General features: G+C 72.4%; 16 protein-coding genes. 9 read left to right on the top strand and 7 right to left on the bottom strand.

The genetic code is table 11. The annotated features are described in order from the left end of the window. Nucleotides 1-18: 18 nt before the first annotated feature. The gene (locus ACVCAG_RS35030; protein ID WP_440085777.1) at nucleotides 19-1,674 is read left to right on the top strand and encodes a penicillin-binding transpeptidase domain-containing protein; all 1,656 of its coding nucleotides are present in this window, start codon (nucleotides 19-21) and stop codon (nucleotides 1,672-1,674) included. Between the two features lie 57 nt (nucleotides 1,675-1,731). Then, a complete protein-coding gene (locus tag ACVCAG_RS35025) occupies nucleotides 1,732-2,322 on the top strand; it encodes a phosphoribosylanthranilate isomerase (protein WP_440073850.1) in 591 nt (196 codons plus the stop codon). Between the two features lie 103 nt (nucleotides 2,323-2,425). Here the strand turns inward: ACVCAG_RS35025 and ACVCAG_RS35020 are convergent, their stop codons facing one another. Further along, nucleotides 2,426-3,136 carry an SDR family oxidoreductase gene (locus ACVCAG_RS35020; RefSeq protein ID WP_440085778.1) on the bottom strand — a complete coding sequence of 237 codons (711 nt, stop codon included), beginning with the start codon at nucleotides 3,134-3,136 and terminating at the stop codon, nucleotides 2,426-2,428. Between the two features lie 147 nt (nucleotides 3,137-3,283). Here ACVCAG_RS35020 and ACVCAG_RS35015 point away from each other — a divergent pair, with 147 nt between their 5' ends. The 4 genes from ACVCAG_RS35015 (at nucleotide 3,284) to ACVCAG_RS35000 (ending at nucleotide 7,481) form a co-directional block, all read left to right on the top strand. Continuing rightward, nucleotides 3,284-3,739, top strand: coding sequence for a winged helix-turn-helix transcriptional regulator (locus ACVCAG_RS35015; RefSeq protein ID WP_447191146.1), 456 nt, complete (start codon nucleotides 3,284-3,286; stop codon nucleotides 3,737-3,739). Nucleotides 3,740-3,875: 136 nt separating this feature from the next. Next, complete coding sequence (locus ACVCAG_RS35010) at nucleotides 3,876-4,439, top strand: carboxymuconolactone decarboxylase family protein (protein WP_447191145.1); 564 nt, start codon at nucleotides 3,876-3,878, stop codon at nucleotides 4,437-4,439. A gap of 323 nt (nucleotides 4,440-4,762) precedes the next feature. Then, a complete protein-coding gene (locus ACVCAG_RS35005; RefSeq protein WP_447191144.1) occupies nucleotides 4,763-5,557 on the top strand; it encodes an SDR family NAD(P)-dependent oxidoreductase in 795 nt (264 codons plus the stop codon). 10 nt (nucleotides 5,558-5,567) lie between these two features. After that, nucleotides 5,568-7,481, top strand: a complete 1,914-nt coding sequence (locus tag ACVCAG_RS35000) for an FUSC family protein (RefSeq protein ID WP_447191143.1) — start codon at nucleotides 5,568-5,570, stop codon at nucleotides 7,479-7,481. A gap of 44 nt (nucleotides 7,482-7,525) precedes the next feature. On the opposite strand, the gene ACVCAG_RS34995 is transcribed toward ACVCAG_RS35000, so the two are convergent. From ACVCAG_RS34995 to ACVCAG_RS34975, 5 genes are all read right to left on the bottom strand, one after another. Next, nucleotides 7,526-8,899, bottom strand: a complete 1,374-nt coding sequence (locus tag ACVCAG_RS34995) for a GntT/GntP/DsdX family permease (RefSeq protein ID WP_440085783.1) — start codon at nucleotides 8,897-8,899, stop codon at nucleotides 7,526-7,528. Further along, nucleotides 8,896-9,528 (bottom strand): gluconokinase, GntK/IdnK-type, encoded by a 633-nt coding sequence (locus ACVCAG_RS34990; protein WP_440085784.1) that lies wholly within the window; start codon nucleotides 9,526-9,528, stop codon nucleotides 8,896-8,898. Before ACVCAG_RS34990 ends, ACVCAG_RS34995 begins: the two co-directional genes overlap by 4 nt. 458 nt (nucleotides 9,529-9,986) lie before the next feature. Next, nucleotides 9,987-10,802, bottom strand: coding sequence for an SAM-dependent methyltransferase (locus ACVCAG_RS34985; RefSeq protein WP_440085785.1), 816 nt, complete (start codon nucleotides 10,800-10,802; stop codon nucleotides 9,987-9,989). 552 nt (nucleotides 10,803-11,354) lie between these two features. Beyond that, nucleotides 11,355-11,579: a helix-turn-helix domain-containing protein gene (locus ACVCAG_RS34980; protein WP_440085786.1), complete on the bottom strand. Its 225-nt coding sequence runs from the start codon at nucleotides 11,577-11,579 to the stop codon at nucleotides 11,355-11,357. A gap of 13 nt (nucleotides 11,580-11,592) precedes the next feature. Next, entirely contained in the window at nucleotides 11,593-11,994 is a 402-nt protein-coding gene (locus ACVCAG_RS34975) for a hypothetical protein (RefSeq protein ID WP_447191142.1), read from the bottom strand. 309 nt (nucleotides 11,995-12,303) lie between these two features. Between ACVCAG_RS34975 and ACVCAG_RS34970 the strand changes: the two genes are divergently transcribed. Further along, complete coding sequence (locus ACVCAG_RS34970; protein ID WP_440085788.1) at nucleotides 12,304-12,954, top strand: DUF998 domain-containing protein; 651 nt, start codon at nucleotides 12,304-12,306, stop codon at nucleotides 12,952-12,954. A 22-nt stretch (nucleotides 12,955-12,976) separates the two neighbouring features. Here ACVCAG_RS34970 and ACVCAG_RS34965 read toward each other — a convergent pair whose 3' ends face one another. Then, nucleotides 12,977-13,678 (bottom strand): DUF998 domain-containing protein, encoded by a 702-nt coding sequence (locus tag ACVCAG_RS34965; RefSeq protein ID WP_440085789.1) that lies wholly within the window; start codon nucleotides 13,676-13,678, stop codon nucleotides 12,977-12,979. Between the two features lie 289 nt (nucleotides 13,679-13,967). On the opposite strand from ACVCAG_RS34965, the gene ACVCAG_RS34960 reads away from it, so the two are divergent. Beyond that, entirely contained in the window at nucleotides 13,968-14,303 is a 336-nt protein-coding gene (locus tag ACVCAG_RS34960; protein WP_440085790.1) for a YciI family protein, read from the top strand. Between the two features lie 48 nt (nucleotides 14,304-14,351). Continuing rightward, the gene (locus ACVCAG_RS34955) at nucleotides 14,352-16,526 is read left to right on the top strand and encodes a sigma-70 family RNA polymerase sigma factor (protein ID WP_447191168.1); all 2,175 of its coding nucleotides are present in this window, start codon (nucleotides 14,352-14,354) and stop codon (nucleotides 16,524-16,526) included. Nucleotides 16,527-16,533: the final 7 nt, after the last annotated feature.

The raw sequence follows: 16,533 nt of genomic DNA, 5'->3' as shown, positions 1-16,533 counted from the left end.
CCGGGGGAGTAAACGGTTATGCGTGATCGACGGCTCCTCGCGCTGATCTTCTCCGCGACCGCGATCCTCGTCTTCGGCGTGTACGGGGTGGTGGCCTCCCCCGGGGCGGTGGTGGCCTCGCCCTCGCCGCGCCCCGCGCCGGCCGGTGACGCCGACGACGCGAAGACCCCGGAGGACAGGGCGACGGTGACGAGAGCAGGAGAGGCGCCCAGCCCCGTGCCCGTCTCGCCGCCACCGAACCTGGTCACGTTGACCCCGGTCACGCCGGCCCCGCAGAGCGGTCCCGAGGCGACCGCGAGGAACTACCTGACCGCCTGGCAGAACGGCGACTTCACCGGGATGACGGGCATGGTCGTCGACCCCCCGGCCGACTTCGGCGTCCGGCACCGCGGGTTCGACGCCGACCTGCGGGTCTCGTCGCTGTCGCTCACCCCCGGCGAGCTGCGCCACCGCGGCGAGGAGGCGGCCGAGATGTCCTTCAGGGGGGTACGGCAGGTCACCGGCCTGGGCGAGTGGCCGTTCGACTCCGTCCTGCGCCTGGAGTTGCGGTTCGGGGTGTGGAAGGTGCGCTGGACCCCCGAGACGATGCACCGCTCGCTCAAGGACGGCGGGAGGTTGCGGCTGAAGGAGACCGAGGTCCGGAGCCCGGCCACGCTGACCCGCGAGGGGGTCCCGTTCCCCCGCGACAGCAGGGCGGGCCACTACTTCGGCGGGCTGAGTGACATGGCGGTCGAGCTGCAGCTGGAGGAGGAGCCCTCCGGCCGGGTGCTGCTGGCCTCCCCGCCCCGGCAGGCCTCGGGAACGAGGACCACGATCTCCCGGCCCGTCCAGGCCGCCGCGGCCCGAGCCCTGGACGGTGTCGGCCAGCCCGCCGCGATCGTGGCCCTGGACGTCCAGACGGCCCAGGTGCGCGCGGTGGCGGACACGCTGGGCGGCAAGGAGGCGTTCAACGGCCTCTACCCGCCCGGCTCGACGTTCAAGGTCGTGACCGCCGCCGCGCTGCTCCGCGGCGGCCTGACCCCGGAGTCGCAGGTCGCCTGCCCGGCCGGCTACACCATCCCGAACGGCAGGAGCTTCAGCGACTCCGACGGCGTCGACCACGGCAACGTGCCCTTCACCACGGCCTTCGCGCTCTCCTGCAACACCACCTTCGCCCAGCAGACGTACGAGCGGCTGCGCGACGACCGGCTGCGCGCCGAGGCGGCCGACCGGTTCGGCTTCCGGGAGAAGCCGGGGCTGAGCTCCTGCCGGATCCAGCCGTACGGAAGCCCGGACCAGCTGGGATCCGACGCCATCGGCCAGAACTCGGTGCAGGCCAGCCCGCTCTGCATGGCCGAGGTCGCCGCCGCGGTCGCGAGCGGCGTCTGGAAACCCGCCATCATGACCGAGGAGCCTCCCGCGGACTCGCCGGCCCCGGTGCCGCTGGACGAGGGGGTGGCCGCGAGCCTGCGGACGATGATGGGCGCCGTGGTCACCCAGGGAACGGCCTCCCAGGCCGGGCTCCCGCCGGACACCGCGGGCAAGACCGGCACCGCCGAGGTCGAGGGCGGCGGGGACCACGCCTGGTTCATCGGCTACCGGGGTTCCCTGGCCTTCGCGGTGTTCGTCCGGCACGGCGGCGCCGGGGGCAAGGTGGCGGCGCCGATCGCCGCGAGGTTCCTGAACGCCCTTTGACGCCCTCCGCCGCGCTCCCGGCGTTCCGGGTACGGGGAACGGGCTACCGTACACAGGGTGTACGTGAAGATCTGCGGGCTGCGCGAGCCCGGACATGTGACGGCCGCCGTCGAGGCGGGAGCCGACGCCGTCGGGTTCGTCCTCACCAGGAGCTCGCGGCGGGTCACCCCCGCGCGGGCGAGGGAACTGGCCTCGGCGATCCCCCCGCACGTGCTGACCGTGGGGGTGTTCGCCGGTGAGCCGTCCGAGGAGGTCAGGGCGGCCACGCTGGAGGCGGGACTGCGTGCCGTCCAGCTGCACGGCGACCATCCGCACGAGGACTTCACCGCGCTGAAGGACCTCGGGGTCACTCTGGTCCGCGCCGGGGCCGCGAGCACCGACCTACGCTGCGGTGCCCTCGACGAGGACCTGCTCATCGTCGACGCGCCCAGACCGGGCTCGGGGGAGCCGTGGGACTGGGCGGCCGTGCGCGGGCGCCCGGAGGGCCGCTGGATGCTGGCCGGTGGGCTGGACCCGTCGAACGTGTCCCGGGCGATCGCCGCCGCCCGGCCCTGGGGGGTCGACGTGTCGAGCGGGGTGGAGGTCGCGCCCGGGGTGAAGGACCCCGGTCTCATCAGGGACTTCGTCACCGCCGCCCGCGGCGGCTGAGCGCCGCGGCCGGTCACCCGGCACCATGTCCGCGAGGACGGTCTCCCGGCCGCCCGGACGTTCGACGGCCGGCCCCCGGGCCGCCCGGGGGAGCCGGTGCCGTTCAGCGGGCCCCGGTCAGCCTCGGGTAGAGCGCGGTGAGGTCGCCGGAGAGCGCGGCCTTGGTGCGCGTGCTGATCTCGTCGGCGAGGACCTCGTACCGCCCGGCCTCCACGCCGTCGAGGGCCGCGCGGGCGACGACCGAGGGGTCGCTCTTGGGCGCGTCGACGTGCGCGGCCATGGCGGTCTCCATGTATCCGACGTGCAGGGCGGTGACCAGGGTCTTCTGCTCGGCGAGCTGCAGGCGCAGCGCGTTGGTCAGGGACCAGGCCGCCGACTTGGCCGCGGAGTAGGCCGCGCTGCTGGGGAGCGCGACCCAGGACAGCACGGACAGGACGTTGAGGACGGCCCCGCCGCCGTTGCGGGCGAGGACGGGGGCGAAGGCCCGGCTCATGGCGAGCGTGCCGAAGTAGTGGGTCTCCATCTCGAGCCGGAAGGCGTCGAGCTCCCCGTCGAGGAGCCCCGCCTTGGTGGAACTTCCGGCGTTGTTGATCAGCAGGGTGACGTCCGGTGCCAGGTCGGCCGCCGCGCGTACGGCCGCCGGGTCGGTGACGTCCAGGGCGATGGGCACCACGCCGGGCGTGGTGATCGTGCCGGGATTGCGCGCGGCGGCGTACACCTTGGACGCGCCGCGTTCGAGCAGTGCCTGGACGAACCGCTCGCCGAGTCCGCGATTGCCGCCGGTGACGAGGGCCACAGAGCCGTTGATCTGCATGATGTTCCTTACCGTGGATGAAAGGGCGGAGACGCCGCGAGACGGTTTCCACGCCACGGGACCGCCGGAGGATTCTCCGGCACCTGAGTTGGTATATCCAATCTAGCACCCTGGATTGGAAAACCCAACCTCGCATAGACTGGAATCATGCCCACGAAGACAGACCGCGTACCCGAACCGCGCTGCTCCGTCGCCCGGAGTTTGCAGGTGCTTGGCGAGCGGTGGACGCTGCTGATCGTCCGGGACGCCCTCGCCGGTCTGACCCGGTTCGCCGACTTCCGCGACTCCCTGGGCATCGCCTCCGACCTGCTCACCGGCCGGCTGAACGCGCTGGTCGAGGCGGGTGTCATGGAGCGCCGTCCCTATCGGGAGCCGGGAGCCAGGGCTCGTCACAGCTACCACCTGACCCCGGCCGGCGAGGAGCTGGTGACGGTGCTCGCCTCGCTCCAGCAGTGGGGTGACGTCAACCGGCCCCACGAGGAGGGCCCCTCGATGTGGAGCCGCAGCCGGTCCACCGGGCGTCCCGTGCGCGTCACGTTCGTCGACGACGCCGGCACGCCCGTGCCCCGGGAGGACGTCGACCTGGTCTTCCTCGGCGCCTGAGCGGCCTTCCGGATCCGGCGTTGCCAAAGCCGTCAACCACCTTTACTATATAGACAACCTGGTTGACGGTATCGCCCCGAGGTGCGATCGCGCAGCCCACGTTCCGAGGACCCGGAGAACAAGAGAGAAGGCCCCCATGTCCCATGCCGTCTTCGTCACGCACACCGCCGAGAGCGCTCCGCCCGACGCCCGCCCCACCATCGAGGGTGTGCGGCGGAAGTTCGGCCACGTCCCCACGGCGGTCGGCCGGATGGCCACCTCCCCGCAGTTGCTCAAGGGGTTCCTGGCGGCGAGCGCCGCCTTCGAGCAGAGCACCCTGGATCCGGTCGACCGCGAGATCGTCGTCATGACGGTCGCCACCCGCAACGGCTGCCATGTCTGCGTGGCGGTGCACACCGCCACGCTGGCCCGGCTGGAGGCCCCCTCCGAGCTCGTCGAGGCGCTCCGGGCCGGCACGCCCCTCCCGGACGCCCGGTCGGAGGCGCTGCGGTCCTTCACCCTCGCCGTCATGGACCATCGCGGCGCGGTCGGCGACGAGGAGACGCGGGCGTTCCTCGACGCGGGCCACAGCGCGCGGAACGCTCTCGAGGTCGTCCTCGGGATCGGCGCGTACACGATCTCCACCTTCGCCAACCGCCTGATCGAGGCCCCCCTCGACCCGCCGTTCCACGCCTTCGCCTGGGACGGCGACGACAGGTGAGCCCGGACCGGTCCGCGTGACCGGTCAGAGGGATCGGCGGACCCCGGCGACGGTGCCGAGGCCGCCGGACAGCGGGATGCCGGCGGCGGAGCACCGGAGGCTCCAGCCGGTGGACACGGGATCCGGGCCGCCCGGAATGCTCGGGCGGCCCGGTGGCCGACGGCGCGAAGTGGCTGTTTCGCGAAAAACGATCATCGTCGGCACGTTCCGCACCGGCGGACACGGGAACGAACACCGGATCGGCTGGACGACATATCGCCAGGTCGTGCGGTGCCCGCCCACATCGGCGGGCGGCCGCACGCCGGGTTCCAAGGACGTGACGCATGCATATCGATCTCACCGGAAAGACGGCACTGGTCACCGGATCCACCCAGGGCATCGGGGCGGCCATCGCCACCGGCCTCGCGCGGGCGGGCGCGACGGTCGCCGTCAACGGCCGCAAACCCGACAAGGTCGACGCCGCCGCCGACGCGCTGCGCGCCGAGGTCCCCGGCGCGCGGGTCGTCCCGCTCGCCGCCGACCTCGCCACCGAGGAGGGCGCGGAGCGCGCCGTGGACCTCCTGCCGGACGTCGACATCCTGGTCAACAACCTCGGGATCTTCGAGTCGAAGGACGCACTGGAGATCACCGACGACGAGTGGCGCCGCTACTTCGAGGTGAACGTCCTGGCGGCGGTCCGCCTCACCCGCGCCTACCTGCCGGGGATGACGGCGCGCTCCTGGGGCCGCGTCCAGTACATCGCCAGCGACTCCGCGATCGTCACCCCCATCGAGATGATCCAGTACGGCATGTCCAAGACCGCCCTGCTGGCCGTCTCGCGCGGCTTCGCCAAGAAGGCCGCGGGCAGCGGCGTCACCGTCAACTCCGTCATCGCCGGACCCACCCACACCGGCGGCGTGGAGGACTTCGTCTACGGGCTCGTCGGCCGGGACCTGCCCTGGGAGGAGGCCCAGCGCGCCTTCATGCGGGCACACCGCCCGCAGTCGCTCCTGCAACGGCTGATCGAGCCGGAGGAGATCGCCAACATGGTCGTCTACCTCAGCTCACCGCAGGCCTCCGCCACCACGGGCGGCGCCTTGCGCGTCGACGGGGGATACGTCGACGCCATCATCCCCTGAGCGGCGAGGAATGCCCCCGCTCTTCCGGCGCGCCGCCGACCGGCTGACCGACGCCGCACCCGGCTGGCTGGTCGAGACGGTCAGGCCCGTGCCCGCGCCGCTCCGGTGGTGGCCGATGCTGCGCATGGCCGTGGCGGTGACCGTCCCGCTCCTGCTGGGGTTCGCCACCGGCAACGTCACGGCGGGCCTGCTGCCGGCCCTGGGCGCGATGAACGCCGGCATGGCCGACCGGGGCGGCCCGTACCGGACCAGGATCATCCTGATGGGCGCGGCCGGGGTCGCCGGGGCGCTGGGGTATCTCGTCGGGTCCACGGTCCGCGGCCACGGCTGGTGGATCGTGCCGGTCGTGGTGGCCGTCTCGGTGGTGTCCGCGCTCATCAGCACGGGCGGGGCCACCGGCTCGGCCGCCGGGCTGCAGCTGCTGGTGATGACGGGGATCGCCACCGGCATAGGACTGCCGGGGGCGTCGGAGGCGAACGCGCTCGCGTTCCTGCTGGGCGTGCTGTGGGTGATCGTGCTGGGGGTCGCCGACTGGCCGTTCCATCCCCGGGCACCGGAGCGGGCCGCCGTGATCGAGGTCTACCAGGCCCTCGACCGGCTGTTCTCCGATCGCGACGCCCCCGCGCTGGCGGCGTTCGACACCGCTCTCAAGGGCGGCTACGACGTCGTGCTCGGCGCCCGCTCCCCGGCGGCGGGGCTGGATCCCGGCCGCACCCGTCTGGTGGCCCTGCTGAACCAGGCCTCACTGATCCGCAACGCGCTGCTCTCGCTGCGCTACGAGGAAAGCGAGCCGCCCGCCGGGACCGTGTCCGCCGTCAGGGCCGTCGCCGGGTCACTCGCCGGTGGGCCCGCACCCCGGATGTCGCCCTGCGAGCCCGGCTCGCCCGCCGCGCGTGCTCTTTACTTCGCCGTGCGGGGGGCCGCCGAGCTGGCGTCCGGCGGCGACGTCGCGGCGGACCAGCTGCCCTACGAACCGGTCGGCTACCGCTCCCGGATCCTCGCCGTCGCGGAGCAGATGTGGCGGGGCCACCTCGTCCGCGTCTACACGGTCCGGCTCGGACTCTGCATGGGCGTCGCCGCCGCGTTCAGCGCGTCCGGCCGGTTCGAACGGTCCTACTGGATGATGCTGACCGTCGCGCTGGTGCTCAAGCCCGACTTCGGGTCGGTGTTCGCGCGTGCCGTGCAACGCGCGCTCGGGACCGTCGTGGGCGCGCTGATCGGCACCCTGGCGCTCGTCCTGGTGCCGCACGGCCCGCAGCTCCTGATCCCCATCGCCGTGTGCGCGGCGCTCATGCCGTACGGCATGCAACGCAACTGGGGTCTGATGTCGACCTTCCAGGCGCCGCTGGTCCTGCTCCTGGTGGACCTGCTGACCCACGGTGGCCCCGACCTGGGCAGGATCCGGCTGGTGGACACGCTGATCGGATGCGTGATCGTCCTGGTGCTGGGATACCTGCCGTGGCCGGCGAGCTGGGAGGCGCCGGTCGGGCCGCGGCTCGCCGACGCGGTGGCGGCCACCGCGAACTACCTGCGGCACGCGTTCGACACCGGGCACACCGGCAGGGCGCGGCTGCGCCGGGGGGTGTACGACACCCTGGGCGACCTGCGGACGGTCTTCCAGCGGGCACTGGCCGAACCCCCCGTGATCAGCCGGCGCGTCACCACCTGGATGCCGGCGATGGCCGCGCTGGAGCAGGTGGCCGACGCGGTCGCCGCCACCGTCGCGCGCACCGAGCGCGGCGCGCCGCCGCCGTCCGAGGCGGCCGTACGGGCGCTGGCGCGCTCCCTGGAGGACATCGCCGGGGACATTCGCGGGGGAGGCGACCCCGGCGATGTCGGGTTCTGCGTCGAGGAGTCGCTGGAGCCGGTCCACTCCGCCGTCCGATGCCTGCGCGACACGGTGTCGGGTGACCGCCAGGACTGACCGGCACCGTGTCGTGCGAAGGCCGCGAGGACCGGCCGCGGGAACTACAGGAACAGGCTCAGGATCAGGACGAACACCAGGCCGGTCACCGAGATGATCGTCTCCATCACCGACCAGGTCTTGATGTTCTGGCCCACGGTGAGCCCGAAGTACTCCTTGACCAGCCAGAAGCCCGCGTCGTTGACGTGGGAGAAGAACAGCGAGCCCGCGCCGATGGCGAGCACGAGCAGCGAGGTCTCCCCGACGCTGAGGTTGGCGACCAGCGGGGCCAGGATCCCCGAGGCCGTGACGGTCGCGACGGTCGCCGAGCCGGTGGCCAGCCGGATGAGCACGGCGACCAGCCAGGCGAGCAGCAGCACCGACAGGCCGCTGTTCTCCACCCATGTGGCGATGAGGTCGCCGATCCCGGTGTCGATCAGCGTCTGCTTGAAACCGCCGCCGGCGGCCACGATCAGCAGGATGCCCGCGATCGGCGGCAGCGACTGCTCCAGGGACCCGGCGATCGCCTTCCTGTCCATGCCGGCGCCGAGGCCCAGGGTGAACATGGCCACGATGACGGCGATGAGCAGCGCCACCAGCGGCGTACCGAGGAAGTCGAGCACGGTGCGCAGGACGTTGCCCTCGGCGAGAAGGATGTCGGCGAGGGCCTTGCCCATCATCAGCACGACCGGCAGCAGCACGGTGGCGAGGGTGACGCCGAACGACGGCCGCCGGGTGTCCTCCGCCGGGGGCCGGGTCTCGTAGAGCTCCGGTGCCGGTACGTCCACCCAGCGGGCCGCGTACTTGGAGAACAGCGGTCCGGCGACGGCGACCGTCGGGATGGCGACGAGCACGCCCAGGCCCAGCGTGATGCCGAGATCGGCCTTGAGCGCGTCGATGGCGACCAGCGGACCCGGGTGGGGAGGGACGAGCCCGTGCATCACGGAGAGCCCCGCGAGCGCGGGGATGCCCACCCGGATCAGGGAGACGCCGGAGCGGCGCGAGACCAGGAAGATCACCGGCATCAGCAGGACGAGGCCGATCTCGAAGAACATCGGCAGGCCGATCAGCGCGCCCACCGCGGCCATCGCCCAGGGCAGGGAGCGGGGGCTGGACCGGCCGACGATCGTGTCCACGATCTCGTCGGCCCCGCCGGAGTCGGCGAGCAGCTTGCCGAACATCGCGCCGAGCGCGATGAGCGTGCCGACACCGGCCGCGGTGCTGCCGAACCCGTCGGTGAAGGCGGCGATGGTGTCGGTCATCGCCAGGCCCGCGACGGCTCCGACCGCCAGCGAGCCGAGGGTCAGGCTCAGGAAGGGGTGCAGCTTGAAGTACGTGATCAGTACGACGATCAGCGCGATGCCGACGAGCGCGGCCGGGATGAGCCTGCCGGGGGAGGTGGCGGCGGGCTCGGCGAGCGCGGTCAGGAGGGGGCTCACCTCGTGCTCCCGGCCTCGCCGGCGTCCTCACCCGTGCCCCGCTCCCGGTTCTCGGGCGTGGCCGGAGCGGCGGGGCCGGCGGGGGACGGGTCCGGCCGCGTCCGGGCCGTCGTGGTGAGGTAGGCGTCCACGAGCTCGTCGACGGGCATGGCGAAGTCGAGGACGATCCCCCGCTCGTCGGGCTCCAGGGGCTCCAGGGTCTTGAACTGCGACTCGACCAGTGAGGCGGGCATGAAGTGCCCCGGGCGGCCGGCCACTCTCCGGCGTACGGCGTCCATGTCGCCGTGGAGATGGACGAAGGTCACCGTCGGTGCGGCCTCGCGCAGGATGTCACGGTAACCCCGTTTGAGCGCCGAGCAGCTCGCCACGCCGCCGGTGGCGGCGTGGTCGGCGAGCCAGGCGCCGATCGCGCGCAGCCAGGGCAGCCGGTCCTCGTCGTCGAGGGGGATCCCGTCCGACATCTTGGCGATGTTGGCCTCGCTGTGGAAGTCGTCTGCGTCGGCGAACGGCACTCGCAACCGCTGGCTGAGGGCGGCTCCCACGGTGGTCTTGCCGGAACCGGTCACTCCCATGACGACGAGCAGCGCGGCGCCGGGGGGTGGTGCGGCGGGATCCTGAGCGGGGTTCATGGAGACGGCCTCCCATGTCGATCTTCGCGACAGCCTGACTGGATCAGTGATCTGCGACCCAGGGTTAACAGTGATAAATCATATTTTGTGCTGTTATATCCCTGTTTGGGGTGTTCGGTCGCTGGGGGACAACGGCGGACGACTATGAGACTGCACCGGAGCGCCCTGAATAAACCCTGAACAAACTCGGCACGTCGGTCGCGTCAGGTGACCTCGTCGCCGGTCAGGTGCCGGAACCGGGGAACCCCGGCACCTGACCGGGGACGTTCGAGGGCGTCCGGGGCGGCGATCCGCGCCCCGCGACCGCCGGGCCGGTCGGCGACCGTGGCCGCGCCGGCGTCATCGTGACCGTGCGCGAACGGTGGAAACTCTCCCGGCCACGGGTCCCCGGGATCATCCGGCGGGCCCGGCGGAGCCTTCGGCGAGGGAGCGGAGGGCGGTCCTCGGGAGAGGCGACGTCAGGATTTGCGGGCGACGCCGCAGAACTGGGACACCTCCGCGGGCTCGCCCCACGGGGAGTGTTCCGGGCGCCACCTCGAGCAGGAGACCACGCCGGGCTCCAGGAGTTCCAGGCCGTCGAAGAACGAGGCGAGGTGGCCACGGTCGCGGGCCACGATCGGGGTGCCGCCCCGCTCCATGAACCGCCGCATCGCCTCGTGCATGGCGTCGCCGTGCACCTCGGCGGTGGCGTGCGCGATCACCAGGTAGCTGCCCGGCGCGACGGCGTCGACCAGCTCCTGCACGACTTTCCTGGCCTCGTCGTCATCGGTGATGTGGTGCAGGATCCCCAGCAGCATCAGCGCGACGGGCCTGGTGAAGTCGAGGGTCTCCGCCGCCGCCCGCAGGATGTGATGGGGGTCGCGCAGATCGGCGTCGAGGTAGGTGGTGGCGCCTTCGGGGCTGCTGACGAGCAGGGCGCGGGCGTGGGTCAGGACCAGCGGGTCGTTGTCGACGTAGACGACCCGGGACTCCGGGGCGATCCGCTGCGTCACCTCGTGCGTGTTGTCGGCGGTGGGCAGGCCCGTGCCGATGTCGAGGAACTGGCGGATCCCGGCGTCGGCGACGAGGTGCTTGATGCAGCGGCCGAGGAACGCCCGGTCGGCTCGGGCCGAGTCGACGATGCCGGGTATGAGCCCTTCGACCATGTCCCCGGCCTCGCGGTCGGCGGGGTAGTTGTCCTTCCCGCCCAGCCAGTAGTTCCAGATGCGCGCCGAATGCGGCCGGTCGACATCGAGCTCCACCGGCTGCCAGTCGGATTCGCGAGAGGTACTCATGGGGGTGGGATCCGTTCATGAGGAATTCGCATCGAATGGGATGGGAGGTAGTCGATCACAAACGTGATGTTCGGGGCAAATCAACTATGCATCCACGGTCATCGTGAAACCCGTATGCGGCTGCCATTCCACGTGCCGCTGAGGTTGAAAAGGTGGGAGTTGCGGTGATTGGAGGATGAGTTCGGTCTGGCCGATGAAGCCGGTAGCCGGAAGACCGTCAACTCGGCGGCCTCGAATCGCAATCGCTCGCCTTTGGCCCGTTCCTCCGCGGTCGGACCGCCCCCTTCGGGATAGCTCATACCTCCGGCATGGCGAACACCCCGGCAATCGCCCGCAACCGCACCCCGCCGTGACATCCGCCCTTCAACCTCGGTGGCAGCTCCAAGCTGCTTCGCGTTTCATGGAATGCCACGGACGGTGTCACTCTCGGGCTGCGTGATTCGCCCACGGGCGCCGGCCATAATTCGCTGGACGTGGCGTCCCGGCGGGGAACGGTGGCTCCGTCTCTGCCCGCTCGCTCGCACCGACCGGCCGGAAGCCGGCCTGAGGCGTTCAGGATCGGGCCGGGCCGTTCGTCGTGTCCGCCCGGTCGGGCAGGAAGATCTCCTCGATGGTCAGGCCGAAGACGTCGGCGATGGTGAACGCCAGGGGCAGGCTGGGGTCGTACCGCTCGGTCTCGATGGCGTTGATGGCCTGTCGGGAGACCTGACACCGGTCGGCCAGGGCGGCCTGGCTCCACCGGCGGGCTGCTCGCAGTTCGCGTAGTCGGTTCTTCACGGGTGCGGCGTCTTCATCGGTGCAGGCGGGTGCGCAGGTCGGCGACCACAAGCCAGATCGCCACCCCGCCGAGGAGGATCAGCTGCGTGAGCTGATGGAGCCGGATGACGCCCGCGGCGTCGAGCACGGTGGCCACCTGCAGTGCCACGAGGACTGCCGCGAAGGCGATGGCCATGCTTTCCAGCTGGATCTTGCGCAGGTACTCGTCCGCACGCCGGAACGCCCGCAGCAGGGCCCAGGCCACGGCGAGCGCGAACACGGCGGTAGCCGCGATCCACAAACCCTTCTGAGCGGTGCTCTGGTCGGGATCACTGCCCAGCGCCAGGGCCACAGGGCCCAGAGCGGCCACGGGCAGGCCGTCGATGAGGGCGGCGCGGTGGGCCGCGCGCGTCACTTGGTCCTGCTGTTTCGCCATGACACGAAGGTAAAGCAGCCTTTCCATACAGTCAAGCACCCTTGACTTAATGGAAGGCACACCTTACATTCTTGCCATTTTGACCGCGAGACGACCCCTGAGCCTGGCCCGACGCTCGCTGCTCGGCACTGCCGCGGCGTCGGCCTTCGCCCAGCTTCGGCGATCGCCGCCGAGCGGGTCCGGCCGGGCGCGTACGGCGGGCGGCCGCCTCTCGCGATGTGGCGGCGGGTGGATGTCCGGAACGGGACCGGTGGCTCCGACGTCTCCGCCGAGTGGCACCGCAGGGGTGCCCGGCGAGGAGACAGAACCGTGAAGTACAAGCTGCTGGCGTGTGGCGTCGTCGCAGGCCCGCTGTTCGTCGCGGTGGTGCTGATCCAGGCGTTCACCCGCGAGGGGTACGACCTGAGCCGCCACCCGATCAGCCTGCTGAGCCTCGGGGATCTCGGGTGGATCCAGATCGCCAACTTCACCGTGACCGGCGTACTGTACGTGGCCTGCGCCGTCGGCATGTGGCGGGCGCTGCGTCCCGGCCGCAGCGGCACCTGGGGCCCGCTGCTGGTCGGTCTTCTCGGCGCCGGGCTGATCGTGGGCGGGGTCTTCGTCACCGACGCGGGCGCCGGGTACCCGCCGGGCGCGCCGGCCGGGGCACCCGAGATCAGCTGGCACGGTGCCCTGCACGGTCTCGGGCCCATGCTGGCGGTCGGCGGGATGACGGTGGGATGCCTGGTGTTCGCGCGCCGGTTCGCCGCGCTCGGGCGGTGGGGCTGGGTCGCGACGTGCGTCGCGACCGCCGTGGCGGCCCTGGTGCTCACCGCGTGGCCCGATCCGGAGGGCCTCAGCGTGCGGCTGCTGCTCGCGTCGGCGGTGCTGTTCGCGTTCGTGGCGGCTCTGGCGGTCCGCGTGATGCGCGGCCTTCCGGACGCGGCTCCCTCGCGTCGCGAGGGAGCCGCGGCTCGCTGAGGCGTTCCTGGTGAAGTGCGGCCTAGCGGAGCGCGGCCCGCTTGTCCGCCGCCACCACGGCGATCCACGCCATCGCGGTGATCGCGCCGACGGCCAGGGTCAGGGAACCGGCCCGCCCGCCCGACATCGCCCAGCCGTCACCGAGGGCGAAGACCAGGCCGCTGAGCCGCGAGGCCGTGGCGAAACCGGGACGACCGGCGCGGGAGAAGTGGCGGCCCAGGACGAAGCAGGCGGCGATGAGGGCGGTGAACGCGATGGACCCGGCGACCAGGTGCATGAGCGCGTGCCAGCTCAACGTGCCCGTCTGGCCCAGGGGAGTGCCCGCGGGGAATCCGTCGCCCGGGTCCATCACGAAGACGCCGGCGGCGACCGTCGCGACGCCGTTGACCAGGATCAGCCGGGGCGCCCACGTACCGCCGGGCGTGCCGCGCATGACGCGGCGCAGGCCGGCCGCCCCGGCGACCGTCAGGGCGCCGCTGAGCAGGAAGTCGGCGATCTGGAGCCAGCCGAGGTCGCCGGTGGCGAGCATGCTCAGGGGGTGGCGCGTCAGGTCGAAGCCCTCGCGGGTGAAGGCCTGCGCCAGCGACACGACCGCGAAGAGGGGTGCGGCGGCGACGGAGCAGGCGAGCAGGACGCGCGTCGCGGGGGCGACGGGGTCACCGGCGGGGCCGTCGACGGAGCCGTTGGCGGGGACGGCGGGGTTGCCGGGCCGGATGGCGGTCATGTCGTTTCCTCTCGGCGCGACGGGGGCCGTCGCCGTTCTCGTTCCGCCGGTTCGCCCGGCCTCGCTGACGCGTCGAACGGAAGGGGCGGGAATCGACGTCCCGCCTCCATAGCGCCTCTGAGCTGCGATGACCTGGATCGGGCAGGCATTCCCTGTCACATGGCATTCCCTGTCACATCCGGTCGCCGCCCAGGTCGGGCGGTGCGTGTCGATTTCCGGCCGCTCCGTTCGACGCGCAGCCGAGGACCGGCGAGGATCGGTCACCCGGACACCCGAAGGAGATATGGCGATGCGGTTCCTGATGACGACCAAGGGCAGCCACGACATGGCACCCCCGAGCGAGGCGATGCACGCCGAGATGGCCGCCTTCATCGAGGAGATGACCAGGGCGGGAGTGCTGCTGGCGACCGGCGGCCTGGACCCGGCCGGCACCCACATCTCGTCCTCCGGCGGTGAGATCACCGTCACCGACGGACCGTTCACCGAGGCGAAGGAGGCGATCGTCAGCTTCGCGCTCGTCGAGGCGCGATCGAAGGAGGAGGCCGTCGAGCTGGCCCGGCGCTTCTGGAGGATCGTCGGCGACGGCGAGGGGGACATCCAGCAGGTCTTCGGCCCGGAGAGCTGACCGGACGCTTGCGTACCCGGTCCGGAGGGTGCTCTGATCGGGCACGTGATGTCCGGGGACGCCCACCGCGCGGTCGACGCGGTCTGGAAGATGGAGTCGGCGAGAATCGTCGCCGGCCTCGTCCGGATGCTGGGCGACGTGGGGCTGGCCGAGGAGCTCGCGCAGGACGCGCTCCTGGCCGCCCTCGAACAGTGGCCGGGGGCGGGTGTCCCGGACAACCCGGGCGCCTGGCTCATGGCCGTCGCCAAGCGCCGCGCCATCGACCACCTGCGCCGCGAGGAGCGGCTCGGCCTCAGGCACGAGCAACTCGCCCACGACCTCGCCACCCGGCGGGACACCGCCGGGACCGCGGGAACCGCCGAGGCCGACATCGACGCGGCCCTCGACGACGAGGTGGGCGACGACGTCCTGCGCCTGATGTTCGTCTCGTGCCACCCGGCGCTGCCCGCCGAGTCCCGGGTGGCGCTGACGCTGCGGCTGCTCGGCGGCCTGCGCACCGAGGAGATCGCGCGTGCGTTCCTCGTCCCCGAGTCGACCGTCGCGCAGCGTGTCGTCCGGGCCAAGCGCACCATCGCCACCCTCCGGCTCCCCTTCGAGGTCCCGGAGGGTCCGGACCGGGCGGCGCGCCTGTCGTCGGTCCTCGGGGTCGTCTACCTGGTGTTCAACGAGGGGTACGCGGCGAGTGCCGGCGACGACTGGATGCGTCAGGACCTCTGCCAGGAGGCGCTGCGCCTGGGCCGCCTGCTGGCCGGTCTCGCGCCCGGCGAGGCCGAGGTGCACGGCCTGGTCGCGCTGATGGAGCTCCAGGCGTCACGAGCGGCCGCCAGGACGGGGGCGTCGGGGGAGCCCGTCGCGCTGCACGAGCAGAACCGCGGGCGCTGGGACCAGCTGCTCATCCGCCGGGGGTTCACGGCCCTGCTGCGCGCCAGGCGGTGCGCCGCGCCTCTCGGCCCGTACGTGCTGCAGGCCGCCATCGCCGCCTGCCACGCGCGGGCCCGTACGGCGGAGGAGACCGACTGGACACAGATCAACGCCCTCTACGAGGCGCTCGCCCGGGTCCTGCCCACTCCCGTCGTGCAGCTCAACCGCGCGGTCGCGCTGGCCATGGCCAGCGGTCCGGAAGCGGGTCTGGCGCTCGTCGACACGCTGGTCGGCGAACCGGTGTTCAAGGACTACCACCGCCTGCCCAGCGTGCGCGGTGATCTGCTGGCCAGGCTCGGCCGCCACGAGGAGGCCCGGCGGGAGTTCGAACGGGCCGCCGCCCTCACCCTCAACGGGCCGGAACGGGCCATCCTCACGGGACGCGCCGCGGCCTGCGCCGACATCGCCGCGCGGAGAACGGCCGTGCCGGGGGCGGTCACCCCGGAAAGGGCCACCCCGGGAAGGGCCACCCCGGGAAGGGCCACCCCGGGAAGGGCCACCCCGGGAAGGGTCACCCCGGGAAGGGCCGCGCCGAGGACGGTCGTCACCCTGGCCGAGGCCGCGACCGCCTTCCTCGCCCGTGACGACCTGGACGCCGCGACCGTCCGCTCCTACCGCCAGACCATGAACCGGCTGCGCCGCGACCTCGGCGACGACATCCCGCTGCCGGACGTGAGCGCCGCGCGGGTGACGGAGATCTTCGGCGCCGCGTGGGGAGACGCGGCCCCCGCCACGTGGAACCGCCACCGCGGGGCCGTCCGCTCCTTCTGCGCCTGGGCCGCCGGCCAGGGTCCGCCGATGGGCGATCGAGGTTCGGCGGCCGGCGGTCCGGGCGGTGGAACGCACCGTGACCTGGCCGCGGGACTCGGGCGCAGGCCCGAGCCCCGGGGGCGCACCCAGCCCATGGACCGGTCGCGGGTCGAGGCGCTCTGGGAGCGTCCGGACATCGCCCCGCGCGAGCGCGCCCTGTGGCTGCTGCTCCACGAGAGCGCGGCCGGAGCGGGCCCGGTGCTCTCGCTCAACGTCGAGGATCTCGACCTGGCCGGGAGGCGCGGGAAGGTGGCCGCCGGATCCGGTTGGGTCCACTGGCGCTCCGGTACCGCCGAACTCCTCCCGCGGCTCGTCGCGGGCCGTCGCCGGGGTCCTCTTTTCCTGTCCGATCGCAGGCCCGGTCCCGGCCGGCTCCCGGCACCCGCCGACCTGTGCCCGGAGACCGGCCGCCGAAGGCTCTCCTACGAACGGGCCGAATACCTGTTCAAGCGGGCCACCGGCCACACCCTCGACCAGCTCAGGACCCGGTAGGACTCCG

The sequence above is a fragment of the Streptosporangium sp. G12 genome (genome assembly GCF_052983175.1).
The sequence above is the reverse complement of the archived record's forward strand: the minus strand, read 5'-3'. Positions and strand labels throughout refer to the sequence as shown.

Coding starts and splice junctions, on each gene's coding strand:
- ACVCAG_RS35030 (WP_440085777.1), top strand. CDS start 19: ATGCGTGATCGACGGCTCCTCGCGCTGATCTTCTCCGCGACCGCGATC.
- ACVCAG_RS35020 (WP_440085778.1), bottom strand. CDS start 3,136: ATGCAGATCAACGGCTCTGTGGCCCTCGTCACCGGCGGCAATCGCGGA.
- ACVCAG_RS35015 (WP_447191146.1), top strand. CDS start 3,284: ATGCCCACGAAGACAGACCGCGTACCCGAACCGCGCTGCTCCGTCGCC.
- ACVCAG_RS35010 (WP_447191145.1), top strand. CDS start 3,876: ATGTCCCATGCCGTCTTCGTCACGCACACCGCCGAGAGCGCTCCGCCC.
- ACVCAG_RS35005 (WP_447191144.1), top strand. CDS start 4,763: ATGCATATCGATCTCACCGGAAAGACGGCACTGGTCACCGGATCCACC.
- ACVCAG_RS35000 (WP_447191143.1), top strand. CDS start 5,568: ATGCCCCCGCTCTTCCGGCGCGCCGCCGACCGGCTGACCGACGCCGCA.
- ACVCAG_RS34990 (WP_440085784.1), bottom strand. CDS start 9,528: ATGAACCCCGCTCAGGATCCCGCCGCACCACCCCCCGGCGCCGCGCTG.
- ACVCAG_RS34985 (WP_440085785.1), bottom strand. CDS start 10,802: ATGAGTACCTCTCGCGAATCCGACTGGCAGCCGGTGGAGCTCGATGTC.
- ACVCAG_RS34975 (WP_447191142.1), bottom strand. CDS start 11,994: ATGGCGAAACAGCAGGACCAAGTGACGCGCGCGGCCCACCGCGCCGCC.
- ACVCAG_RS34965 (WP_440085789.1), bottom strand. CDS start 13,678: ATGACCGCCATCCGGCCCGGCAACCCCGCCGTCCCCGCCAACGGCTCC.
- ACVCAG_RS34960 (WP_440085790.1), top strand. CDS start 13,968: ATGCGGTTCCTGATGACGACCAAGGGCAGCCACGACATGGCACCCCCG.
- ACVCAG_RS34955 (WP_447191168.1), top strand. CDS start 14,352: ATGTCCGGGGACGCCCACCGCGCGGTCGACGCGGTCTGGAAGATGGAG.